We start from the raw sequence: 22,830 nt of genomic DNA on the forward strand, positions 1-22,830 counted from the left end.
GGACGATTGTCGTTCGTTAGTGTTTTTCTCCCGGAATGAGAATCCAGAGAACGATGTAGATGATGATTTGCGGCCCGGGCAGAATGCAGCTGAGAACCGTCAGGACACGGACAAGAGTGGGCGAGAGGTTGAAGCGATTCGCAACAGCGAGGCAGACGCCCGCGAAGACCCTGCCGCGTCGTGGTCGGTATAGTTTCATGCGCTCAGACTGACACCAGCCGAACTCGGACACAATCGGGGTTTCCCCCCAATTCCAGCATCCGGTTGTCAGACGAGTTCGAGGCTCGTGTCGACACGGCTGTGGCCGGCATCGGTCACACTGATTCGCAGCTTCGCGTGAATCTGCTCCTTCATCGCCTCGACATGGCTGATGAGACCGATGGTTCGGCCGCCGGAACGAAGGCTGTCGAGGGTCGACATCGCGATGTCGAGGGTCCCTCGATCCAGGGAGCCGAAGCCCTCGTCGATGAACAGAGTGTCGAGGCTGATCCCGCCGGCCTGGTTGGTGACGACTTCGGCGAGCCCGAGGGCAAGGGCGAGGGAGGCGAGGAAGGTCTCCCCGCCGGAGAGAGAGTGGGTCGCCCGCGCACGACCGGTGTGCTCATCGAGAATGGCGAGTCCGAGACCGGATTTCACGTTCCGGTACTGCACACTGTCGTCGTGCTGCAGGGTGTACCGCCCGCTCGTCATCGTGCGCAGTCGTGCATTGGCGGCGATCACGATCTCCTCGAGCTGCCCGGCGAGTACGTAGGTCTCGAGCCGCATCCGTTTGGTGTTTGGTTCGTTACCCTGAACCGCGTTCGCGAGCGCGCGGACCCGGTCGTATTCTTCGCGCAGAAGGGCGGACGCCTCCTGCTCGGCACGCACCCGCCCGACGATCGTTTCGAGCTGGCGCACCCGGTCACCGAGCAAACCCGACACCTGCAGCGCCGCGTCCCGCGCGGCGGCTGCGGCGGTGAGGGCGACCGCGGCAGGCTCGAGGTTGAGGAGATCGGCCGGGAGGCCAGCGAGTTCCGGTTCGGCGAGCGTCGAGCGTGCGGACGTAACGGACTGGTCATGTTCGCGAATTCGGGTGTCGATCGCAGCGATCTCGGCCGAGCTTCGTCGAGACTCCTCGACCCCGGCCTCGTTCTCGAATCCGTTCTCGGTCATCTGGCTGACGAGAACCTCGCGAGCGGAGACGAGAGCGTCATCGCGAACCCGCCGGTCGGCAATCGCATCATCGAGGGCCCTCGCGGCATCGAGGCATAGCTGGAGAACTGCCGCTCGCTCGCGAACCGAGTCGAAACCCGCTCGGGCGGCCTCGACCCGCCGGCTGACGGCGTCGAGGGCGTTCTTGGCAGTGGTCAGTTCGTCTGTGGCTGCAGAGAGGTCCGCGCGCAGCTGATCAAGGTGCGTCGTGGCGTCGGTGAGAGACACGCGCAACCGTGCCTGTTTGGTCTCGCCATCGGCGACAACGGCGACTGCCGCTTCTGCTTCGACCAGTGCGGTCGTCGCGTCGAGGAGTTCGCTCTCGATCTCGTCGATCGACCGGTTGCCGGCTGCGGCAGTCGCCTCGGCCAGCTGGGCGAAGAGAGCGGAAGCGGCGGAGGTAGCGGCATCGAGGTCGGCCCTCCGGGCAGCCACGTTCTCCCTCGCCGTCTCGATGTCGGCTTCGGAGACCGGCTCGCCATCACTCACAGCAGCTCTCGGATGGTCGACCGAACCGCAGACCGCGCACGGAGCGCCGTCGGTGAGGTCGCGGGCCAGTTCGGCCGCGTAGCCGTCGAGGCGCCGGGCGAAAAGCTCATCCTGTGCACGCGTGGCTTCGGTGAAGATCGCGCTGGCGTCCTTCTCGGCGAATCGTGCTTCGAGGAGCCGCCGCTCAAGGGTGACGGCACGCCTGGCTGCCACCCGTGAAGCGTCAAGCCGCGCGACACGATCTTTGGCCGAGGCTGCACCTGCAGCGGTCACCCGGGCGGCGGTAAGAGTGTCGGCCAGTTCGTCGAGTTGTTGCGGCAGTGCGGCCACCAGTGCGCCGGCATCGTCGACGGCGGTCGCGCAGGCACCGCGGTGTTTCTCGCTCGAACGGACCCGGGCGGCGAGGTCTGACAGTGTCTTCTCGTCGCGGAGGACGTCGTCGAGGGAACCGAGCCGGCGAGCGAGGTCGTCGATGATCCGTTCCAGGGCTTCAGCGTCCGGGTCGCTCGCGACCGGGAGTTCGGCAGCAACGTCGACAGCGTTGTCGACGGCGGCCGCGAAGGCGGCCCGTCGCTCCTCTTCCAGTTCTACGGCCCGGGTTCGGGCCTGCTGGGCGCCCCTGACAGCTGCAACGTGAGCCCAAACGGACGCCGCTTTCTGTGCGCGCTCCAGTGTTCGCCGATCGGTATCGATCGCGTCGGCGTGCGCCTCGAACGTCTGGAGGATGTCGCGAGCGCTGTCGCGGCGGAGCTGGTTCGTTCGCGTCCGCTGCAGCGCGCGATGCTCAGCATCGGCTGCGGTGTGTTCGGCGTCGGCGACGGTGGCGCCCTGGTCGGCCGCGGCCTGGGCTTCACGCAGTTCCGCGAGAATCTGTTCGAACCATCCGAGACTCGGTTCGGCCGGAACCTCACACTGGGCGAGGCCTGCGGCATGCTCCGCTGAGGCCCGCATGCTCCCCGCCGTTGACTCGAGTGAAGCGCCGAGCGCTTTACGGCGCTCGGTCAATGTGAGTTCCACCTGCTCGAACCGTGACGTGCCGAACAGGGTGCGAAGTACGGCCTGCCGTTCGTCGTTCTTCGCGAGCAGGAACTCCTGGAAGCGGTTCTGAGCCAGCAGGATCACCTGCAAAAACTGGTCTTTCGTGAGGCCCAGGATGCCGTCGAGTTCGCGAGCGACGTCGACTGGCCGGGCAGCGATGCCCTCCCACTCACCATCGCTGTTGCGGAACAGTTCGGCTCGCGCCTTCTCGGGCGTGAGGCCGGATCCGTTCTTCTTGGGCCTCTGGTACTCCGGAGTTCGGTGGACCCGGTATGCGACGCCGTGAACGGTGAACTCGAGCTCGACGAACGTCGGGTCGGCGGGTTCGCAATAGTCGCTGCGGAGTTTTGGCTGGGTGCCGTCGTATCGGGGCGCGCTGCCGTAGAGGGCGAAACAGATCGCGTCGAGCAGGCTCGATTTGCCCGCACCGGTCTTGCCTGTGATGAGGAAGATGCCGTCGTCGTCGAAACGCTCGAAGTCGATGACCTGCTCGTCTTTGTACGGCCCGAAGCCGGCGACTTTTAGCCGCTGGATCTTCATGCGTCGACCTTGTCGCGGTCTGAGACCGGCGCTGCTTCGTCGACCGGCTCATCGTTGTCGGCGCGTTCCACCGTGCTGAGGACATCGGCGAGGATCGCCTGTTCGGCCTCGGTCGGCCCGACGCCGTTGCGCACGTGGGAGAGGAACCCAGCGACGATCTCCGCGTCGCTCTGCCCCCGAACCCGGTCGGCATAGCGGTGCGCGGAAGACTCGGCTGTGACGGCAGGGCGGTGTTCGAGGGTGACGCAGTACGGAAAGCGAGCCTGGAGCCGGCGCATGCCGTCGAGAGGGCGAACGGTGTCGGTCAGCACCGCGGAGAGCCAGTGGTTCTCGAACGGGGCAAGCGTCACATCCGCCAGCAGATCGTCGAGCGAACCGGTGACCATCTTAAGAGCGCGCGGAATCGGGAGGTCGACCCAGTCGACCGAGGCGAGGCCGGTCGCGTCGAGCTCGACGAGCCAGGCACCGCGCGGTTTCGACGCCTCGGAGAATGAATAGTGCACTGGAGCGCCCGAGTACCGCACCCGTTCGCTGAGCGCGGAGCGGCCGTGGATGTGGCCGAGAGCGACATAGTCGGGACCGTCGAAGACGGAGAGCGGCACGTAGTCAATGCCGCCCGCTGTGATGTCGCGCTCGACGTCGCTCGCGCCGAGCTCGGTCGCGTCGACACCGGCAGCAGCAATGTTCACCGCGAAGCAATGGGAGAGAACGACCGACCGGCCGCCGCGACGTGCGATGTCGGCACGGACCCGTTCCATCACGAATGCGAGCACCTGTTCGTGGCTGCGCAGCGTGGCCTCGGGGTAGTGGTGACGAAGCATCGACGGCTCGAGGTAGGGGATGCCGTAGAAATGCACTGGGCCTGACTCGTCGGTGAGGACGATCGGCTGGTCGTGGAGCTCTTGCCGCGTGACGATGTGCACGCCGGCAAGACCCGAGAACTGTGACATGAAGCCAAGCCGGGTCGCGGAGTCGTGGTTACCGCTCGTGAGAACAACCGATGCCCCCGCCTCGCGAATCGCGACGACCGCTTCTTCGAGCACGGTGTACGCCTCAGCGGCCGGGGTGGCGGAGTCGAAGATATCGCCGGCAACAACCACGACGTCGACCGAACGCTGCCGCACCTCGGCGGCGAGCGCAGCAAGCACGGTGCGCAGGTTCGACAGGGTCGAATGACCGTGGAACGTGCGACCGATGTGCCAGTCGGAGGTGTGCAGGATTCTCATGTCTTCACGCTAACCCGGCCCACCGACATCCCCGTGCCCGGCGTCCGACGTGTCGCGGGAGCGAGAAAATCAAGCCCCCGCCCGGAACCAGTTCTCGGCGGGAGGGCTCGTTTAGCCTTGGCCCATGACATCAACGGAACTGTGGCTGGTGAGGCATGGAGAGTCCACGGCGAATGTCGCCGCAACGAAAGCGCAGAGGGCAGGACTCGATGTCATCGCCGTCGAAGCGCGCGACGCCGACGTGCCCCTGTCGCCGACGGGAATCCGGCAGGCCGAGGCCCTCGGCGCCTGGCTCGCCGCGAACGCCGGGGGCACCGTTCCTGCGGCGATCTGGAGTTCCCCCTATCTTCGAGCCCAGCAGACGATCGCCGTCGCGCTGGAAAACAGCGGACTGGACCGGGCGTTTCTCGTCGACGAACGGCTCCGTGACCGCGAACTCGGCGTCCTCGACACTCTGACGTCGACCGGAGTCGACCGGCGATACCCGGACGAAGCATCTCGCCGACGCTGGCTCGGCAAGTTCTATTACCGTCCGCCGGGCGGGGAAGCGTGGACGGACGTTGCGCTTCGCATCCGCTCCTTCCTCCGCGACGTTGACTCCCGGGATGCTTCCGGTCCCGTTCTCGTCGCTGCGCACGATGCCGTCGTGCTCGTGTTCCTCTACCTGTGCCTCGGGTGGTCGGAGCAGGAACTGCTCGCTTTCGCTTCGGGCAACACGGTACTCAATGCATCCGTCACCCGGCTCACCCGCAAACCGGGCGACCGTTTCTGGACGCTCGAGGTGTTCTCTCACGATGACCACCTCCAGGCGGTCGGTGCTCCAGTCACCGAGCACGGAGGAGACACCGATGTCCGCCCCAACTGAACATCAGGTCACCCCGAATTTCCTGCGTGACTGGCCGCTGCCCGAAGCCGGGGATTCGAAGTACGGCCGCGGACAGGTCCTCGTCGTCGGCGGCGCTCAGCGCTCACCGGGAGCGGTGATGCTGTCAGGTCTTGCAGCGCTCCGGGTCGGCGCCGGCCGGCTCACTCTCGCCGTCGCCGCCTCCGTGGCGACAGCTGTCGCCGTCGCGGTTCCGGAGTGTGGTGTCGTGCCACTCGATGAGACTACCGACGGTGCGGTAAGCGGTTCGGGCATCGACGCCGTGGAACGCGATCTCTCCCGCTCGGATGCCGTGCTCATCGGCCCCGGCCTCGACGACCCGGATGAACTGGAACGGATGCTGTCGGTCGCCATCGGGCTGATCGGCACGGAAACGGTCATCGTCCTCGACGCCTTCGCGCTCGGAGTACTGCCGAAACTGCCCGAACTCGTCGATGCCTTCGGTGGGCGTCTCGTGCTCACCCCAAACAAGGAGGAGGCAGCGCGATTGCTTGAGCGCGACCTCGACGATCTCGTGGAAGGGATCGCCGAAATCGCCGAACGCTATTCGGCAGTCGTGACGTGTTACGACGTCATCGCCCACCCCGACGGCCGGATCTGGCGCACTGGTACGGGCGGGGGCGGGCTGGCGACATCCGGCAGCGGCGACGTGCTCGCCGGCGCAATCACCGGGTTGTGCGCCCGAGGTGCCTCACCTGAGCAGGCTGCGGTCTGGGCCACCCATGCCCATGCTGCCGCCGGTGACCGGCTCGCGGTTCCGGTGGGTCCGCTCGGGTTCCTCGCGAGCGAGCTGCTCGATGAGCTGCCGCGGGTGCTCGTCGAGATCGGCGCCTGAGCTCAGGCTTCTTCGGTCAGCCACGGTCAGGTTCGCTGCCGTAAGCTCACTCTTCTCGTACTTTTCTCCGCCGACGTGGAATAGCGACTCCACGCCGCTCGTTGCGCTCCTTCGCAGCGGGTGTTTCTCGTGCCGTGTTGGTGAAACCGCACCGTGCGACGCGACTGCGCCACGTGAGCCGCCCTCGGCATCCGCTGGGCGAGTACGTCCTGATTTTCTGTTCGGCCCCGACCATTGGAACCTGTGTGAACGACTCCGCCGCTGACCTCGACCTCTCGGAGCGCGTGACCGCGTCCCGCCCGGCCGCACCCGACCACACGGCGCGCAACCGCCGGGTGATCTGGCTGCTTCTCTCCGCGACCTTCGTCGTCATCCTCAACGAAACGATCATGAGCGTCGCGATCCGCGAACTCATGCTCGACCTCAACATCGACGCCCGTGCCGCACAGTGGCTGACGACCGCGTTCCTGCTCACGATGGCGATCGTCATCCCGATCACCGGGTTCCTGCTGCAGCGATTCCATACCCGGCCAATCTTCCTCACGGCGATGAGCCTGTTCTCGGCTGGAACGCTTCTCGCGGCGCTCTCGCCGATCTTCGAGGTGCTGCTGGTCGCCCGGGTCATTCAGGCGTCGGGTACCGCGATCATGGTTCCGCTCCTGATGACCACGATCATGACGCTCATCCCGGTCGCGCAGCGCGGCCGCACCATGGGCAACGTCTCCATCGTCATCTCGGTCGCCCCTGCGATCGGCCCGACCGTCTCCGGCCTCATCCTCAACGCGCTGAGCTGGCGCTGGATGTTCTGGCTCGTGCTGCCGATCGCCCTCGTGATGCTGTTCATCGGCTTCCGCAAGGTCGAGAACGTGACCGAGCCGAAGCGCGTGCCGCTCGACGTCACCTCGGTGATCCTCTCGGCTTTCGGGTTCGGCGGGCTCATCTACGGGCTCAGCCGCATCGGTGAGAGCGGAGCAGAGGGCGCGAGCGCCGCCGAGCAGGCCGCAGCCACCATGCCGATGTGGATCGCCCTCGGCGTCGGCGTGATCGGTCTCGGCAGCTTCGTCTGGCGTCAGCTGCGACTGCAGCGCCGTGGTCTCGCGCTGCTCGACCTGCGCACCTTCCGCTCCGCCAATTTCACCGTGTCGATCGTCGTCATGGTGGTCAGCATGGCCGCGCTGTTCGGCACGATCATTCTGTTGCCGATCTACATGCAGCAGGTGCTCGGCTTCGAGCCGCTCGAAACCGGACTTTTGCTTCTGCCCGGTGGTCTTCTGATGGGTCTGCTGGCGCCGTTCGTCGGCCGCCTCTACGACCGGTTCGGCCCGAAGCCGCTCCTCATTCCGGGATCCATGGTCGTCAGCTCCGCCCTCTGGGCGCTCACCATGATCAACGAATCGACGACGTCGACCTACCTGCTCGGTGCACACCTTCTGCTGAGCCTCGGCCTGGCATTCCTGTTCACCCCGCTCTTCACCTCGGCGCTGGGCTCCGTGAGCCCTCCCCTGTACGCCCACGCGTCAGCGACGGTCGGAACCGTGCAGCAGGTCGCCGGCGCCGCCGGCACCGCCCTGTTCATCACGATCATGTCGTCGACGAGTGTCGTGCTCGCGAGCGAGGGTGCTTCTGACACCGCTGCTGCCGCCGGTGGCGTGCAGTCGGCGTTCCTCGCCGGCGCGATCATCTCGCTGCTGGCCGTCGCCGGGTCGATCTTCGTGAAGAAGCCGGCCGATACGCCCGAGGGAATGCCCGCCGCTCACTGATGTGGGCCGAACGGCTGAGATAGCCAGAACGGATGCCGCTTGCGCGAGTTCGCGCAGGCGGCATCCGTTTTTCTCGTGTCAGGTCGCTGGCAGCGGCCGGTACGTCGCCTGGGTGAACCCGGAACCGAGGTCGCGGGTTCCGGTGAGCTCGAGCCGGATGTCACGGTCGACGTCGCCGAACAGTGGGACACCCGAGCCGATGAGCACCGGCGCGATGCTCACCGTGAGCGAGTCGAGGAGCCCCGCGCGGAGGAACTGCTGCACAACCGTGCCTCCGTCGACGTAGACGTGCTGGCGCTTTTCGGCGCGGAGGGTGTCGAGAGCTTCGTCGAGCGACGCGTGCACGGAAGCATCTGGCCAGTCGGTGGATTCGAGTGCGCTGCTCAGCACGAGCACCCGTTTGCCACCGTACGGATACTCATCGAAGCCAGCGACGATGTCGTAGGTGCGCCGGCCGAGCAGCATCGAGTCCACAGAGGCGAAGAAGTCGTCGTACCCGGTGTCGCCGAGGCCGGAGCCGGCGTTGAGCAGCCAGTCGAGGCCACCGTCGGAGCGGGCGATGAACCCGTCGAGGCTCATCGCGAGGAAAGCGGATGCCCGGAGCCGGGGCAGAGCGGATTCGTCGGTCATGCGCGCACGCTACCACTGGCATCCGACAGTGTTAAGGGGTGAGGGTTCCCTCCCGTGGCCATTGCGGCGCGTGAGAACTACGCTGACAGGATGGCTCCCGAATTCGCCCATGAACCCGACGCGCACCGCTATACCCTCCGGATCGGTGACGAACTGGTCTGTGTTGCCGACTACTCCCAGCGCCCGGGGCAGGTCTACTTCACTCACACCTACACGTCGCCCGCGCGACGCGGACACGGCCACGCGGCATCCCTCGTCGAGTTCGCGGTGAACGACATCGCGTCGAGGACCACGGACCGGATCGTTCCGGTGTGCTCGTTCGTCGTCGACTGGTTCGAGGCCCACCCGGAGCGCGCCGACCTGCTCCGCCGGGGCGCGACGGCCTAGCTTTTCTCGCCAGGCTCCACGAGGGTGAGGAACGCGCTCAGCTCGGCGATTCCCTGCGCATTGACCGGCAGGTAATCGGTGAGCGCCGGTGAATAGACGAGATGCGCCGCCCACTTCGCCCGCGAGATGGCAACATTGAGCCGGTTCTTGAGGATGAGGAAGCCCATCCCCCGTGGCACCTCCGAGGCAGCGGATGCCGCAAGCGTCACGATCGCGATCGCCGCCTCCTGCCCCTGGAACTTATCGACGGTTCCCACTCGAACGCGGTCGAGACCCGCCGCGGCGAGGGTGTCGCGAACCAGCGCCACCTGGGCGTTGTACGGAGACACAACGATGATGTCGTCCTGGCCGAGCGGGTCGTTCGCACGGGATTCGGTTGGGTCGGTCCAGGCTTTGCCGATCGCCGCCTGCACCAGCTCGACCACTCGCGCGGCCTCCTCAGCCGAGGCGACGGCGTTGCCGGTGTGTTCGACGGCTTCGATGTGGAGCCCGGGCGCGATGCCATCGAGGTGGCGGGTGGAGGTGACCTCGTGCGCGTGCAACTCGCCCTCATATGACAGTCGTGACACGGGGGCGGTGACGGCGGGATGCATCCGCCTGCTCTCGGCAAGGAAGTAGCCGAGCTCGGCCGGAAGCACGTCATGCCCGTCGCTCACCCAGCCGAGGGCGGACGTATCGATCGGCTCAGGGTGCAGCCCCTGGCTCACCTGCGGCAGTTGCTGGGGGTCGCCGAGCAGCATGAGGTTCCGCGCGGCGACGCTCGCCGCAATCGTGAAGGCAAGCGAATACTGCCCCGCTTCGTCGATGACAAGGAGGTCGAGGCTGTGCCTCGGAACTCGTGCCTTGTTGCTGAAGTCCCACGCGGTTCCGCCGAGTACGAAGCCCGACGCATCATTTTCGGTGGCGAACATCAGGTGCCCGTTGGCGTCAAGCGGCGTGTACGGGACATCCGTGACATCGGCCCCTGTCTTCTTCACCTTGCCGACGAGGGCGGCGGGCAGGCCAGCCTTGACCACGGCGGCGAGCAGGTTCTCGACCACGGCGTGGGACTGCGCGACGACACCGATCTTCCAGCCGTGATCGCGGACGAGCGCGGCGATGACGTGAGCGCCGAGGTAGGTTTTGCCGGTGCCCGGCGGGCCCTGAACCGCGAGATAGGAGTGATCGAGGTCGAGGATGCTCGCGATCACCGCGTCGATGCGGTCGCCGGTCACCGGGGTCAGCGCGCCCGACCGCGTGCGAGGTGGCGTGCGGCGGAGGATGTCGACGACGGGGTCGCTCGGCCACTCGGGCTGAGCGTCGACGATGGCCTGCGCCCACTCCTCGATGGCGGGTTTCTGCTGCCCCGCGGGCGGAGGGGCGGAAGGCGTGAGCGCCATCGGCAGGGCATCGAACGGCTCGATACCCGCCTGCAGGGTTTCTTCGACGAGGGCACCGCGGTCGTCGACCTCGAGTACCTTCACGGTGCGGGTGGGGCGTGCGCCGGGGTCGCCGACGGTGGCCTCGAACAGGCCGGGGTGTTCGTAGAGCACGAATGGCCCGGCGGAGTCACCGGGCTTGACGCTGCTGCCTGGCGCCCATTTTCCGGTGAGCCGCAGCCAGCGACGGTCGGTGCGCTGCTTTCCTTCACGGAACCACGCCTTCTCGACCGTCGCACCGCCATCTTCGACGACGAGCACGTCGCGGTTGTCTTCCCAGGACTGAACATCCTGGATCAGGCGGGCGAAGTGAGCCCACCAGAAGCTCTTCTGTTCGCGCTGGTGATAGTCGATGGCAGCTGCGGCGAATGCGGCAGCTGTCTGGTCTGCGCTGCGGCCGGCGGCGAGCCGGTCACCGGCGATCGAGAGCAGGGCATAGCGAAGGGGCGACGGCTCGATGTCGGGAACGGTGTCTTTCGCCTCGTGCAACGTTCCTGGCTGGATGCCGTTCTCACGGCCCCGCTCGATCAGCCAGTCCCGAAGGCGCAGGGTCGAGACGCAGTCGTACCGGTTGTAGTCGCCGATTTCGTCGAGCTTGTGCTGCCCCTCCGCCTCGTTACCGGTCTCGATCAGCTCCCGGGCATCCGCGTATTCGGTGATCGATGCTGCTCCATCTTTCACGTCGCTCTCGCGCAGTTCACTACCCATGTACAGCGGCTCGAGCTTCTTGATCGAGTAGGAGCGTGATCCGACCCGGATACTCTTTTTCACCATCGGGTACAGGTCGACGAGCACGTTGTCGCGGAACAACTGGTCGACCTCTTCTTCGCCCTCGCCATGGCGGGCGGCGATGAACGAGAGGTGCGTGCGCTCGTACGAGGCGTAGTGGTAGATATGCAGGTTCGGGAATGAGCGCCTGCGTGCGGCGACGTAATCGAGGAAGTTGCGGAGCGCGACCCGCTCCTCAGCGAAACTGTGCGCCCAGAACGCCGTGAACTCTTCTTCGGCGTCGACGAGGCCGAAGAGGTAGTCGAGTCCCCACGAGCGGCCCTCGCCCTCGGTGTAGAGCGGGTCGCCCTCGAAGTCGAAGAAGATGTCACCCGGGTCGGGTTCGGGCAGCGCGGCGAGGGCGAGCGGATTGAAAACCCGCACGGGCGGCGGAGTCCCCGGGCCGGGTTCTGGTGGGCCCTCGAGCTGAAGCTGGGCCTGCAGCCGGAGGCCGGCGAGTGTCGTGGCACCGATGCCGATGTCGCTCGCCTCCCCGTCGAAGTCGACCAGTTGCTCGATCGTCGTGATGCCGTGCACGGCGAGCCGGGCTCGCTGGGTCACGCGCATTCCGCCGACGAGCAGCACGTCACGGGAGGTGAGGATCTCGGCCTCGCAGGTCTCGCAGCGGCCACAGATCGTGTACCGGGCGTCACCCCAGGCGACCGCGGCATTGTTCGGGTCGTCGAAGCGTTCGGTGATGATCCGGTGCAACCGCTCCTCACGTTTGAGGTACACGGGAAGGATGTCGCTGACCCGGTGCGTGCTCGTCATGCCGTTGCCGAGCAGAATCTCTACGGTGTCGGCGGGTTCGACGCCGAGTTGCCGCAACTGGACAACGTAGGCGGCGAGCTGCAGCAGCGCGGTCACCTTGGCCGAACGGGCAAGCTTGGTGTCCTGAACGAGGTACCTGCCGTCGCTCTGCCGCACGATGAAGTCCGCAAACCCGACGAACGTGCCGTCGAAGAACGTCGCCTGGAACACCACATCGGCGCCGCTGTCGAACGCGCGCTTCGTCGCAGCGACGGCCTCGGCGAGAGCGTCGCGCGTCAGCTCTTCCGGGCGCTCGATTTCGACGACTCCGGCCCCGAACTCGGCCCGGTAGGCGTCGAGCACCCGGGCTTCGTGCTCGTCTCCGAGCCTTCCCGTGCGCGCGAGCATCGCGTCGACCACCTCGTCGACCCGCTCGGTGCGGCCGAGCTTGGCGTCGAGCTTGCGCAGGAAGGCGAACTCACACTTGGACGCGACGGTGAGGTCGCTCGCGCTGGTGATCAGTGATGCGCGGGAGAGCGATTCGTCGAGGAAGAACATGGGACCTCCGAGGTCGGGCAGTTCCGAGGCTAGCGGCAGCCGCCGACATCACGGCGAGCCTGAGCGTTTAGCACACCGGCGCGGATGCGCGCTCCGCTCTATCGCGAACAACCCCAGCCGCGTAGCGTGGGGCCATGACTGACAACGACACAACCGAGACCCCGAAGCCCCGCGACCGTTCGCACCACGACGAGACTACTGATCGTCCCGGGCAGTCGGCCGAGGGCATCCCCGACGGTTCAGGCACGAACACCGATACCGGTGACGACACCGACCGCGACACCGTGTCCGGCGGCCCCGCCGACTAAGTCCCGCATACGCGAACCCCGAAAATGGTTCACAGTCCCGCCGCGAGCGCTGGACTGTGAACCACTTTTGCGTTATCGCCGAGCCGGGGACCGAAGGATGAGAGAATGAACGGATGTCGTCTCCCGCCGCTCCCCTGGTGGATGTCACCGACATCATCCGTCTCGTCGGTAACTCCGCGTTCAACCGGGCAACCGCCTACGCCCGCAATGGCTCCGTTCTCGATCTCGACTGGGACGACGACGCCAGCAGCCTGACCGCTGAGGTGCAGGGAACAGCGCCAACCCCGTACCACTGCCGCGTCGTCCTCGCGCCCGCACGCAAGGAGTTCAGCCGCCCGACGACGTCGAGCTGCACCTGCCCCCTCCGCGCGAGCTGCAAACATGTCGCAGCCACGCTCCTCGCGAGCAACGCGCGCGCCGTGAAGAATATCGACCTGCAACCGTCGACCCCAGAGAATACGGACGTCGCGTCGCGCGACCGCCAGTGGATCGAACGCAATCTGCGATCGGCAGACGAGTGGTACTCGGGCGAGACGACGTGGCCGAGCGAGACCTGGGATGAGAAGGAACCCGAGGTTCCCGCCGGTCCCGCCCAACCCGAGTGGAAGAGTGCCGTCGGTGCCCTGACCGGCCAGCACGCGGCATCCGGAAGCGCACCCACCCCGATGGGGCTCCAGTTCGAGCTTCGTGAGCAGACCCCGCGTACCCGCCACCGCTGGAACGGCCCAACCGCACGCACCGCGAAGACGACGACCGGGGCCGGCGAGTACCGGCTCGGGGTGCGCCCGGTCATCCGGAACGAGAAGGGCAACTGGGTTCGCACGAACGTCGGCTGGAACACGTTCAGCTACCAGGTCAACCGGCTCGGACTCGACCCGCAGCAGCACCGCTGGTTCAGCCAGTTCGCCGCGCTGCACCGGGCCGCACGCAATGTGTACACCGTCGGCCAGGACCTCGACTGGCTCTATCTTGACGACTTCAACAGTCCCCTGCTGTGGAACCTTCTCACCGAAGCGCGCTCGCTCGGCATCGAGCTCGTCGGCAGCCGCAAGGACGCGAGCGTACGAATCGGCGACGCCGCCCTCGTCGGCCTTGACGCCACCGCGGACACGGACCTGCGCCTCGTCCCTACTCTCACGATCGACGGTTCCGCGCATCCGGCCGAATCCGCCGGGCTCCTCGGCGACCACGGCGTGTACGCCTACGCCCTCGAACCGGCCCCGAGTTTCGTGCTCGCTCCGGCGCCGGAGCGGCTCACCGAAGAGCAGCAGCGTCTCGTCGGCCAATCCTCGGATGTCGTTGTGCCCGCCGCAGACATCGACGAGTTCCTCGCCGAGTTCTACCCGCGTCTGCGCCACTCGATCCCGATCACCTCGACCGATGAGACAATCGAGTTTCCCCCGGTCATTCCCCCCGTCCTCGTGCTCACCGCCGCGTTCTCGGCAAAGCACACCCTCGCGCTCGAGTGGGGCTGGGAGTACCGCGAGGGCACGACAACGACACGGATGCCGCTCTACGCGACCGCGCACGACTCCGGCTCGCGAGACCTCCAGATCGAGCACGTGATCGCGGACCGGGCGCGGGCGATCACCCCACTCGAATCCCAGACGCTGATCGGACTCGACGCTGCCGAGTTCACCGACAAGGTCCTGCCTGGCATCGAAGCGGTCGAGGGCGTTCGCGTCGACGTGATCGGTACCCGCCCGGATTACCGGGAGCTCACCGAAACCCCGAAGCTCAAGGTCACGACCGTCGAGACCGACCAGCGTGACTGGTTCGACCTTGGCGTGATCGTGACCATCGACGGGCAGAAGATTCCGTTTGGCCCGCTGTTCAAAGCACTGTCGAAGGGCCAGACCAAGCTACTGCTCGTCGACAACAGTTATCTCTCGCTGCAGCAGCCGGCGTTCGAGCAGTTGCACGACCTGATCGAAGAGGCGAGGAGCCTGGCCGAGTGGGACACAGGCATGCGGATCAGCCGCTACCAGTCGAGCCTCTGGGAGGACCTCGAGGACCTTGCCGACGAGTCCGAGCAGGCCGCATCCTGGCAGAGCGCCGTCTCCGGCCTGCGCGATATCGACACCGTCGAACCCGTGCCCTTGCCCGCGAGCATCCAGGCATCCCTCCGCCCGTATCAGCTCGACGGCTTCGCCTGGCTCGCGTTCCTGTACAAGCACCAGCTCGGCGGGATCCTCGCCGACGACATGGGACTCGGCAAGACATTGCAGGCACTCGCGCTGATGACCCACGCGAAAGAGACGACGGAGCCTGAGAAGCGACGCCCGTTCCTCGTCGTCGCGCCGACATCCGTCGTCTCGAATTGGGGAATCGAAGCGGCACGGTTCGCGCCCGACCTCGATGTGCGCACCATCACGGCGACCCGCGCGAAAAGCGGCCCGCTCAGCGGCGTCGACACCGCGGATGTCGTCATCACGTCATACACGCTCTTCCGCCTCGATTTCGACTCGTACGCGAAGCACGAGTGGGCGGGTCTGATCCTCGACGAAGCCCAGTTCGTCAAGAACCGCACGGCGAAGGTCCACCAGTCGGCCCGTGACCTCGACGCCCCGTTCAAGCTCGCGATCACCGGAACACCGATGGAGAACAACCTGCTCGAGCTGTGGTCGCTGTTCGCGATCGTGGCACCCGGACTGTTCCCGTCGGCGCGCAGATTCCTCGATGAATACGCGAAACCGATCGAAGCGGGAGACAAGCCGGAGCTCCTCACCCGGCTGCGGCGTCGCATCCGCCCGCTGATGATGCGCCGCACGAAAGAACTCGTCGCGACCGACCTGCCCGCGAAGCAGGAGCAGGTGCTCACGATCGACCTCAACCCGAAGCACCGCAAGCTGTACGACACGTTCCTGCAGCGCGAGCGGCAGAAGCTGCTCGGTCTGCTCGAGGACATGGACAAGAATCGGTTCATCGTCTTCCGCTCGCTGACCCTGCTCCGGATGCTGAGTCTCGACGCCTCCCTCGTCGACGAGCAGTACGCGAACGTGCCGTCGTCGAAGCTCGACGCCCTGTTCGAACAGCTCGAGGACGTGCTCGCCGAGGGGCACCGTGCGCTTATCTTCAGCCAGTTCACGTCGTTCCTCGGCAAGGCCGCCGCGCGACTCGACGCGGAGGGCATCCCGTATGCCTATCTCGACGGGTCGACGACCAAGCGGGCGGATGTCATCAAGAAGTTCAAGGACGGCGATGCCCCGATCTTCCTCATCAGCCTCAAGGCGGGCGGGTTCGGGCTCAACCTCACCGAGGCGGACTACGTGTTCCTCCTCGACCCGTGGTGGAACCCCGCCACCGAAGCGCAGGCCGTCGACCGGACCCACCGGATTGGCCAGACCAAGAACGTCCTCGTCTACCGGATGGTCGCCAACGGCACCATTGAGGAGAAGGTGATGGCGCTCAAGGCGCAGAAGGCGAAGCTGTTCAACGCGGTGATGGACGACGACGCCGTGTTCAGTTCGGCTCTCACCGCCGATGACATCCGTGGGTTGCTCGAGGGGCCGGACGAACCGACGCCGATCGAGCGTGCCGCCGAGGACTTCGCGGTGATCGAAACGGAGCGCCGCTCGCGCTGGGTCGCCAGCGACGAGTGACATGATCCGTTCTCAATGGAGACAGGAACCGTTCACGTGCGTATGCTGTGCAGATGATCTCGACTCCCGCGGGCCCCCCGGATGCCTCCCCCAGCATCGCCCATGCGTCTGAGCCCTCATCGACAGCGGACCCTGCCGGCGACGGGTACGACGAGTTCAACCTCGACTACGACCCCTCAGCTGGGAGCGGAACCAGCTTCAGCGACCTCGACTTCCCCCTCGGTTAACCGTTCCCGCACGGCAGCGTCGCCGGTTCAGCGCGTGAGCTCCCCCAGGCGCAGCGGCTCAACCGGGCTATCGAGGTTCGCTCCGCCCCGATAACGAGCGCCGATGTGTTCGGCAGGCAGGTGCGCTCCGCCGCCGAACAGCCGCTCACGCAGGGTCTCCCCCGGTTCGTAACCCTCGCGCAGTCGGCCACGCTTGCGCAGCTCGGGAACGATGAGTTCCACGAAATCGCGGGTGGTTCCGAACGAGTGGTACTGCCGCAGGTTGATGCCGTCGACTCCATCCTCATCGAGCCAGCGTTCGATCTCGTCGGCGACGACCCCCGGGGTACCCGCCACGAAGTAGCGCCCTTCCCTCCCGTTCCGCGCGTCGTCGACGAGATCTCCGGCCGTTTTTCCCGGCGGCACTGAGCGCGCGAACGGCACACCGGTCTTGCCCTCCCGTTCGAGGATGTCGGAGACGAGCGTCTCGCGCGGGTACGCGGTCGGGTCGATCGCGAAACCGCCGTGCGCGAGGATCCCGTCGACGCTCGAGTGCTCCCGGTAACTCGCCAGTTTCTTCTCCACCTCCGCGTCGGTACGCCCGGTCACGACACCGGCCTGGACGATGAAACGGATGCCGTTCCTCTCGCGACCGTGCCGCTCGGCGGCATCCCTCATCTCATCGGTGTTGCGGATGAAGTCGGCCGCTGACCGGCCGCCGGTGAACACGATCTCGGCGTGCCGGCCGGCGAACTCGATTCCGGCGGGTGAACCGGTGGCCTGATAGAGCACGGGGGTGCGTTGCGGTGACGGAGCGACGAGGTGCGGGCCTGCGACGCGGAAGTTCTCTCCGACGTGATTGATGTACCGTACCTTCGCCGGGTCGCTGAAGACGCCCGCCTGCCTGTCGTTCACGACGGCGTCGTCATCCCACGAACCCTCCCACAGCTTGTACAGAACATCGAGGTATTCGTCGGCGATCTCGTACCGCTTGTCGTGGGGAATCTCGTCGTCGAGACCGAAGTTGCGTGCCGCATTCGGCAGGTACGAGGTGACGATGTTCCACCCCATGCGCCCCTTGGTGAGGTGGTCGAGCGTGCTCATCCGGCGGGCGAACGCGAACGGCGGCTCGTAACTGGTGGAGAAAGTGACCCCGAAGCCGACCGATTTCGTGACGGCGGCCATCGCAGGAACGATCGTCAGCGGGTCGAGGTTGGGGATCTGCAGCCCCTCACGGATGGCGGTCTCCGGGCCGCCCCGAAAGACGTCGTACGCTCCGACGACATCGGCGAGGAAGATCCCGTCGAACCCACCGGCCTCGGTGAGCTGCGCGAGCTCGGTCCAGTAGTCGATGTCGGCGTACCGATCCCGGTTATTGTCTTCGAGCACCCACAGTCCGTGGGTGATGTGGCTCACGCACGCCATCTCGAACAGGTTGAGGGCGAGTTTTTTCGGTTCGGTGCTCATGCTCGTTCGCTCCTCTGCGTCGTTTCTGCCGGTGCGCCGGCACCCTGCCAGCTCGGCGGTCGGTCGTTGAGGTGGTAATCCCCGAGTTGCCTGGCGCGCTGGACGGCGGGGTTGTGCGACGCGACGGTGCGGGCGTTCCTCCAGTGCCGGTCGAGCGCTGCCCCGGTCCCGACGGCCGATGCTCCTCCCACCTCGAACAGCTCGGTGGTCGCGTCGAGAACAAGCGGCAACACCACCTGCTGCGCCTTGAACACGTTGAGCTCGGCCGAGAGGAACGCTTCGTCGGTGCCACGCCCGGCAACGGAGTCGCGGAGCGCACGGTCGAGCTCCTCGGCGCAGGAGCGGACGATCGCCCGCGCCGACCATGCGGCGCTCGCCACTGTGCCGACGACCGCCTGGACCAGCTCGTTCTCCCGCGGCAGTGACTCACCGGCGAAACCGAAGATGCGGCGACGCGGCCGCACGAAGTTCACAGTGTCGTCGAGCGCGGCCTCGGCGATTCCGGCGGCCGTCGCGAGCAGGCACAACTGGAACACGGCGGCGAGATACCGGGACTGGCGGCTGTCCGGCTCCGCCCGCGTGATGTCCGCTGGATCGATGGGCACGTCGGTGAAGATGGCGGTTCCGCTGCCGGTGAGTTTCTGGCCGAAACCGTCCCAGTCGTCGAGCACGGTGACCCCGTCGTGCGCCGTGCGCACGGTTACGCCCACCCGTTCGTCACCGTCGAGGGCGGAGAGGTAGATCCAATCGGCGTAGATGCTTCCGGTTGTGTAGAACTTGCGTCCGGTGAGCAACGGTGCACCGTCGACCCAGGTGATCCTGGTTGTGATCTCAGCGGTCTCCTGTTTCTCGGATTGCGCGTTGCCGACGAAATCGCCGGAGAGGATGCGATCCCGCCAGCGGATGCTGTCAGCCGAGTCGGGGTTGAGCAGGAGGGTTTCGACGAACGCAAGGTGTCCCCGGTACAGGTGGGCGACGTTCGAGTCCGCGGCGGCGAGGTCGATGAGTTCGTCGAAGACATCGGCGAGGCGAATTGCCGGGCTGCCGTCGTCGGCCAGCCGGCGACGGCCGAAACCGATCTCCTGGAGGGCACGAACCTCGGCGAACGGCAGGCGACGGGTGCGCTCCCGGTCGAGGGCGCCTTGGCGGATGTCGCCGACGAGCGTGTCGAAGGAGGAGGTGAAGGCGTGCCCGCGAAGGAGGGGGCGGGGAGTTGTGAGAGTCATGGCATCCGTTTCTGGAGGTGTCAGGAGGCGAGCGTCGTTGCCAGGGGCGTGCCGGGGATGGAGTCGAGCAGTCGGCGGGTGTACGGGCTCTGCGGTGCCGAGAAGACCCGGTCGACCGGGCCGGACTCGACGAGGGTGCCCGAGTCGAGAACGGACACATGGTCGGCGATCTGCCGCACGAGGCTGAGGTCGTGCGAGATGAACAGGTAGGTCAGGTTGTGTGTCTCACGCAGGTCGAAGAGCAGGTCGACGATGCGCGCCTGAACGGTGACGTCGAGAGCCGAGGTAGGTTCGTCGAGCACGAGGATGCCGGGGTGTGAGATGAGCGCCCGCGCGACGGCGACCCGCTGGCGTTGCCCCCCGGAGAGTTCGCGGGGGCGGCGGTCGAGAACGGACGACGGCAGTGCGACCTGATCGAGTGCTTCGGCCACCCGGGCGGCGCGCGCGGCCCGGGACCGCTCACCGGACACGATCAGCGGCTCCTCGAGAGCCCGCCGGACCGAGAAGCGCGGATCGAGGGCGGCGAGTGGGTTCTGGTAGACCAGCTGCAGCTGCTGGGCGTGGGGGTTCGTGTGCCTGGGGGTCCTCTCGAGGGCACGGTCACCGACGACGATGTTCCCGGCGTCGAATCCGGTCAGACCGGCAATGGCGCGGGCGATGGTGGTTTTGCCCGAACCGGACTCCCCGACGAGGGCGTGGGTCGACCCGGCTGCGACGGTGAACGAGACACCGTCGACGGCCGCGTGCGATCCGAACCGCTTGACGAGCCCCGACACGGTGATCGCGTTCTGCTCCGGCGTCGGCACAGCGGACGCCGAACGGCGGCCACGGTATTTGTCCGGCGAGAGCGCGGGGGCGTCGGAGAACAGCTGGCGCGTGTATGGGTCGAGCGGGTTCTCGACGATGTCGGCCGTTGCCCCGGTTTCGACGAGTTCACCCTGGTTGAGCACAGCGATGGTGTCGCTGCGCTCCCCGGCGAGGGCGAGGTCGTGGGTGATGAACAGGAGCGCGAGCCCGAGTTCCCGCTGCAGGTCGCCGAGCAGGTCGAGGATTGTCTTCTGCACCGTCACGTCGAGCGCCGACGTGGGTTCGTCAGCGATGAGCAGTTTCGGTTCGCCGGCGATCGCGATGGCGATGAGCACGCGCTGCAACTGGCCGCCGCTCAACTCGTGCGGGTAGGAGCGCACCCGGCGTGCGGCGTCGCGGATGCCGACCCGGTCGAGCAGCGCAACGGTGCGTTCGAGCACGGTGCGTCTCGTCGCCGATGAGTGCAGGAGCAGGGCGTCACCGACCTGGGAGCCGATGGTCTGCAGCGGATCGAGCGAGCTCAGCGGGTCCTGCGGGACGAAGCCGACGACGCTGCCGCGGAGGTCCTGCCATCCGCGACGGGACAGCCCCGTGACATCCTGACCGTCGATGCGGACCGTACCGGACTCGATCCTGCCGTTCGCGGGCAGGAGCCCACCGGCGGCGAGCGCGATCGTGCTCTTGCCCGAGCCGGACTGGCCGACGAGCGCGAGGGTGTGCCCGGCCCGGAGGGAGGTGCTGACGCCGTGGACGACGGTTGTCGACGTGCGGCCGCTCGCGTAACCGATTCTGAGGTCGGTGATCTCCAGGATCGGTGCTGTCCGCGGCGGCGTTGTCGTTGTGGCGGGGAGTGTGAGGGTCATGTCAGTCCTCTCGAGTGGAGCTGAAGATGGAGTTGATCCGGCTGATCGACAGCACGGTGAGCACGATGACGAGCCCGGGAAGGAGAGTGAGCCACGGCGACGACACGATGTATTCGCGTCCTTCGGCGACGAGGAGTCCCCACTCCGGCTGGGGCGGCGGGGCACCGTAACCGAGGAAGCTCAGGGCAGCGATCCAGAGAATGGATGCCCCGAACTGCAGTGCCGTCATCGACAGCACCGCCGAGTAGGAGTTCGGAAGGACGTGCCGGAACAGCACGGTGAAGCGCCCGGCACCGATGTGGTGGGCGGCTTCGACGAAGGTGAGGTTCTTGACCGTGAGTACCTCCGAGCGCATGAGCCGCGTGAAGGTCGCCACGGAGGCGATCCCCACCGCGATCGCGGCGTTGGTCGCACCGAACCCCAGGGCGACGACGACCACCATCGACAGCAGCAGGCCGGGGATCGACAGGAGCACGTCGACGACGCGGCTGACGATCACATCGACCCATTTTCCGAAGTAGGCGGCGAGGAGCCCCAGAGGCGAACCCACGCCGAGTCCGATCGTCACGGCGAGAAGTGATGCCGAGATGGTGCGGCTCGTGCCGAACACGACCCGGGAGAGAAGGTCGCGGCCGAGGTAGTCCGTGCCGAAGGGGTGCGCGAGGCTCGGACCGGACAGGGTCGTGCCCGGTGTCGCTTCGAGCGGGTCGTACGCGGTGAGGAGCCCAGGCCAGAGGACCGCCACTCCGAGGAGGGCGAGGAACAGGACGGCGGCGGTGTCGGCGATCCGCCCGCCGCCGCGGAACGTCGCCAGGGCCTGGCGTGCCGGGCTTCCCTGCGCGAACCGGCGGGAAGGCGCGCTGGCCGGTGCGGTCTCGAGAGTCGAGTCGGTCATGACACTGCTGCTTTCTGCGTCGGGGCGACGGTCACGGCGACCGGCTTCGGGGCCGTCCGGATCCGCGGGTCGATGAGCGGGTAGACGAGGTCGGTGACGAGGTTCACGAGGGTGAAGACGATGGCGACGATCATCACGATCGCCTGAACCACCGGGCCGTCCTGCGCGCGGACCGCCTGTTCGGTGACAAAACCGAGGCCCGCCCGGGAGAAGATGGCCTCGGCGATGACCGAACCGGCGAGCAGATCACCGATCGTCAGGCCGAGCAGCGTGACCGCGGGGATCGATCCGTTCTTGATCACGTGGCCGGTGATGATGCGGTACTCGGGCACGCCCTTGGCACGAAGCACGGTGACGAACGGTTCGCCGTACGCCTTGCGCAGTCCCTGGATGAGGACTTGAGCGATCGGTGCGTTCACCCCGACGGCGAGGGTGATCGCTGGCAGGAGGAGCGACTTGACCCCCTCGTCGCGGATCGACGAGAACCAGCCGAGCTGGTACGCGAACACCTGCAGGAGCAGAAGACCGATCAGGAACCCGGGAGTCGACAGCGCAAGCACCGGCAGCAAGGCGAAGAACTTCCGGAGCGGAGCGAACGGTGCGAAGACGGCGCCGAGGGCGATGACGAGGGCGAGCACGATGGTGAACAGAAGGGCGACAGCGGCGAGGGCCACGGTGTCACCGAGGCCCTGCCGGATCAGGTCGGCGACCGGTCGCCCTGTCGCCAGGGAGTACCCGAGGTCACCTGAGAACAGTCGCGTGACCGAGATCCAGAACTGTTCGATCGGCGACTTGTCGAGGTTGTAATACTCGAGGATGGCGCCGGCCTGCTCCGCCGGGATGGGGTTCTGTGGGTTGTTGATCCTGCTCGCCACCGGATCACCCGGAAGGAAGAACAGGACGGCGTAGACGAAGACATACGTGAGGGCGATGACGAGCAGCGAATGCCCGAGCCGACGGAGAACGAAGGGGAGGGATGTCAT

At 66.6% G+C, this 22,830-nt stretch carries 17 protein-coding genes; 7 read left to right on the forward strand and 10 right to left on the reverse strand.

Going from position 1 to position 22,830, the window contains the following annotated elements:
- Window positions 1–16 precede the first annotated feature (16 nt).
- From ACWA1Q_RS13610 to ACWA1Q_RS13620, 3 genes are all read right to left on the reverse strand, one after another.
- Window positions 17–199, reverse strand: coding sequence for a PspC domain-containing protein (locus tag ACWA1Q_RS13610; protein ID WP_463758095.1), 183 nt, complete (start codon window positions 197–199; stop codon window positions 17–19).
- 68 nt (window positions 200–267) lie between these two features.
- A complete protein-coding gene (locus ACWA1Q_RS13615) occupies window positions 268–3,258 on the reverse strand; it encodes an AAA family ATPase (RefSeq protein ID WP_463758096.1) in 2,991 nt (996 codons plus the stop codon).
- Complete coding sequence (locus ACWA1Q_RS13620) at window positions 3,255–4,484, reverse strand: exonuclease SbcCD subunit D (RefSeq protein ID WP_463758098.1); 1,230 nt, start codon at window positions 4,482–4,484, stop codon at window positions 3,255–3,257. Before ACWA1Q_RS13620 ends, ACWA1Q_RS13615 begins: the two co-directional genes overlap by 4 nt.
- A gap of 124 nt (window positions 4,485–4,608) precedes the next feature.
- Between ACWA1Q_RS13620 and ACWA1Q_RS13625 the strand changes: the two genes are divergently transcribed.
- From ACWA1Q_RS13625 to ACWA1Q_RS13635, 3 genes are all read left to right on the forward strand, one after another.
- Window positions 4,609–5,349, forward strand: a complete 741-nt coding sequence (locus ACWA1Q_RS13625; RefSeq protein WP_463758100.1) for a histidine phosphatase family protein — start codon at window positions 4,609–4,611, stop codon at window positions 5,347–5,349.
- Window positions 5,333–6,202, forward strand: coding sequence for an NAD(P)H-hydrate dehydratase (locus ACWA1Q_RS13630; RefSeq protein ID WP_463758101.1), 870 nt, complete (start codon window positions 5,333–5,335; stop codon window positions 6,200–6,202). Before ACWA1Q_RS13625 ends, ACWA1Q_RS13630 begins: the two co-directional genes overlap by 17 nt.
- Before the next feature lie 245 nt (window positions 6,203–6,447).
- On the forward strand, window positions 6,448–7,962 hold the full coding sequence (locus ACWA1Q_RS13635) for a DHA2 family efflux MFS transporter permease subunit (protein WP_463758103.1): 1,515 nt from the start codon (window positions 6,448–6,450) through the stop codon (window positions 7,960–7,962).
- Between the two features lie 78 nt (window positions 7,963–8,040).
- Here ACWA1Q_RS13635 and ACWA1Q_RS13640 read toward each other — a convergent pair whose 3' ends face one another.
- Window positions 8,041–8,592, reverse strand: coding sequence for a dihydrofolate reductase family protein (locus ACWA1Q_RS13640; protein ID WP_463758105.1), 552 nt, complete (start codon window positions 8,590–8,592; stop codon window positions 8,041–8,043).
- Window positions 8,593–8,682: 90 nt separating this feature from the next.
- Here ACWA1Q_RS13640 and ACWA1Q_RS13645 point away from each other — a divergent pair, with 90 nt between their 5' ends.
- Window positions 8,683–8,979, forward strand: a complete 297-nt coding sequence (locus tag ACWA1Q_RS13645; protein ID WP_463758107.1) for a GNAT family N-acetyltransferase — start codon at window positions 8,683–8,685, stop codon at window positions 8,977–8,979.
- Here ACWA1Q_RS13645 and ACWA1Q_RS13650 read toward each other — a convergent pair.
- Window positions 8,976–12,473, reverse strand: coding sequence for a TM0106 family RecB-like putative nuclease (locus ACWA1Q_RS13650; protein WP_463758109.1), 3,498 nt, complete (start codon window positions 12,471–12,473; stop codon window positions 8,976–8,978). The two genes, ACWA1Q_RS13645 and ACWA1Q_RS13650, sit on opposite strands and share 4 nt — an antisense overlap.
- Before the next feature lie 134 nt (window positions 12,474–12,607).
- Between ACWA1Q_RS13650 and ACWA1Q_RS13655 the strand changes: the two genes are divergently transcribed.
- The 3 genes from ACWA1Q_RS13655 (at window position 12,608) to ACWA1Q_RS13665 (ending at window position 16,610) form a co-directional block, all read left to right on the forward strand.
- Window positions 12,608–12,781: a hypothetical protein gene (locus ACWA1Q_RS13655; protein WP_463758110.1), complete on the forward strand. Its 174-nt coding sequence runs from the start codon at window positions 12,608–12,610 to the stop codon at window positions 12,779–12,781.
- A gap of 113 nt (window positions 12,782–12,894) precedes the next feature.
- On the forward strand, window positions 12,895–16,383 hold the full coding sequence (locus ACWA1Q_RS13660; RefSeq protein ID WP_463758111.1) for a DEAD/DEAH box helicase: 3,489 nt from the start codon (window positions 12,895–12,897) through the stop codon (window positions 16,381–16,383).
- 53 nt (window positions 16,384–16,436) lie between these two features.
- Window positions 16,437–16,610 (forward strand): hypothetical protein, encoded by a 174-nt coding sequence (locus ACWA1Q_RS13665; RefSeq protein WP_463758113.1) that lies wholly within the window; start codon window positions 16,437–16,439, stop codon window positions 16,608–16,610.
- Window positions 16,611–16,637: 27 nt separating this feature from the next.
- Here ACWA1Q_RS13665 and ACWA1Q_RS13670 read toward each other — a convergent pair whose 3' ends face one another.
- From ACWA1Q_RS13670 to ACWA1Q_RS13690, 5 genes are read right to left on the reverse strand one after another with little or no spacing between them, the layout of a single operon-like run.
- The gene (locus ACWA1Q_RS13670) at window positions 16,638–18,056 is read right to left on the reverse strand and encodes an LLM class flavin-dependent oxidoreductase (RefSeq protein WP_463758115.1); all 1,419 of its coding nucleotides are present in this window, start codon (window positions 18,054–18,056) and stop codon (window positions 16,638–16,640) included.
- A complete protein-coding gene (locus ACWA1Q_RS13675) occupies window positions 18,053–19,282 on the reverse strand; it encodes an acyl-CoA dehydrogenase family protein (RefSeq protein ID WP_463758117.1) in 1,230 nt (409 codons plus the stop codon). The genes ACWA1Q_RS13670 and ACWA1Q_RS13675 overlap by 4 nt, the downstream gene beginning before the upstream one ends.
- 20 nt (window positions 19,283–19,302) lie before the next feature.
- Window positions 19,303–20,952, reverse strand: a complete 1,650-nt coding sequence (locus tag ACWA1Q_RS13680; protein WP_463758119.1) for a dipeptide ABC transporter ATP-binding protein — start codon at window positions 20,950–20,952, stop codon at window positions 19,303–19,305.
- 1 nt (window position 20,953) lies between these two features.
- Complete coding sequence (locus tag ACWA1Q_RS13685) at window positions 20,954–21,847, reverse strand: ABC transporter permease (RefSeq protein ID WP_463758121.1); 894 nt, start codon at window positions 21,845–21,847, stop codon at window positions 20,954–20,956.
- Window positions 21,844–22,830: an ABC transporter permease gene (locus ACWA1Q_RS13690; protein ID WP_463758122.1), complete on the reverse strand. Its 987-nt coding sequence runs from the start codon at window positions 22,828–22,830 to the stop codon at window positions 21,844–21,846. Before ACWA1Q_RS13690 ends, ACWA1Q_RS13685 begins: the two co-directional genes overlap by 4 nt.

It is taken from the genome of Mycetocola sp. TRD_SC_2, from assembly GCF_055361225.1.

Coding starts and splice junctions, on each gene's coding strand:
- ACWA1Q_RS13640 (WP_463758105.1), bottom strand. CDS start 8,592: ATGACCGACGAATCCGCTCTGCCCCGGCTCCGGGCATCCGCTTTCCTC.
- ACWA1Q_RS13650 (WP_463758109.1), bottom strand. CDS start 12,473: ATGTTCTTCCTCGACGAATCGCTCTCCCGCGCATCACTGATCACCAGC.
- ACWA1Q_RS13660 (WP_463758111.1), top strand. CDS start 12,895: ATGTCGTCTCCCGCCGCTCCCCTGGTGGATGTCACCGACATCATCCGT.
- ACWA1Q_RS13665 (WP_463758113.1), top strand. CDS start 16,437: ATGATCTCGACTCCCGCGGGCCCCCCGGATGCCTCCCCCAGCATCGCC.
- ACWA1Q_RS13625 (WP_463758100.1), top strand. CDS start 4,609: ATGACATCAACGGAACTGTGGCTGGTGAGGCATGGAGAGTCCACGGCG.
- ACWA1Q_RS13615 (WP_463758096.1), bottom strand. CDS start 3,258: ATGAAGATCCAGCGGCTAAAAGTCGCCGGCTTCGGGCCGTACAAAGAC.
- ACWA1Q_RS13685 (WP_463758121.1), bottom strand. CDS start 21,847: ATGACCGACTCGACTCTCGAGACCGCACCGGCCAGCGCGCCTTCCCGC.
- ACWA1Q_RS13620 (WP_463758098.1), bottom strand. CDS start 4,484: ATGAGAATCCTGCACACCTCCGACTGGCACATCGGTCGCACGTTCCAC.
- ACWA1Q_RS13680 (WP_463758119.1), bottom strand. CDS start 20,952: ATGACCCTCACACTCCCCGCCACAACGACAACGCCGCCGCGGACAGCA.
- ACWA1Q_RS13610 (WP_463758095.1), bottom strand. CDS start 199: ATGAAACTATACCGACCACGACGCGGCAGGGTCTTCGCGGGCGTCTGC.
- ACWA1Q_RS13630 (WP_463758101.1), top strand. CDS start 5,333: ATGTCCGCCCCAACTGAACATCAGGTCACCCCGAATTTCCTGCGTGAC.
- ACWA1Q_RS13690 (WP_463758122.1), bottom strand. CDS start 22,830: ATGACATCCCTCCCCTTCGTTCTCCGTCGGCTCGGGCATTCGCTGCTC.
- ACWA1Q_RS13670 (WP_463758115.1), bottom strand. CDS start 18,056: ATGAGCACCGAACCGAAAAAACTCGCCCTCAACCTGTTCGAGATGGCG.
- ACWA1Q_RS13675 (WP_463758117.1), bottom strand. CDS start 19,282: ATGACTCTCACAACTCCCCGCCCCCTCCTTCGCGGGCACGCCTTCACC.
- ACWA1Q_RS13655 (WP_463758110.1), top strand. CDS start 12,608: ATGACTGACAACGACACAACCGAGACCCCGAAGCCCCGCGACCGTTCG.
- ACWA1Q_RS13645 (WP_463758107.1), top strand. CDS start 8,683: ATGGCTCCCGAATTCGCCCATGAACCCGACGCGCACCGCTATACCCTC.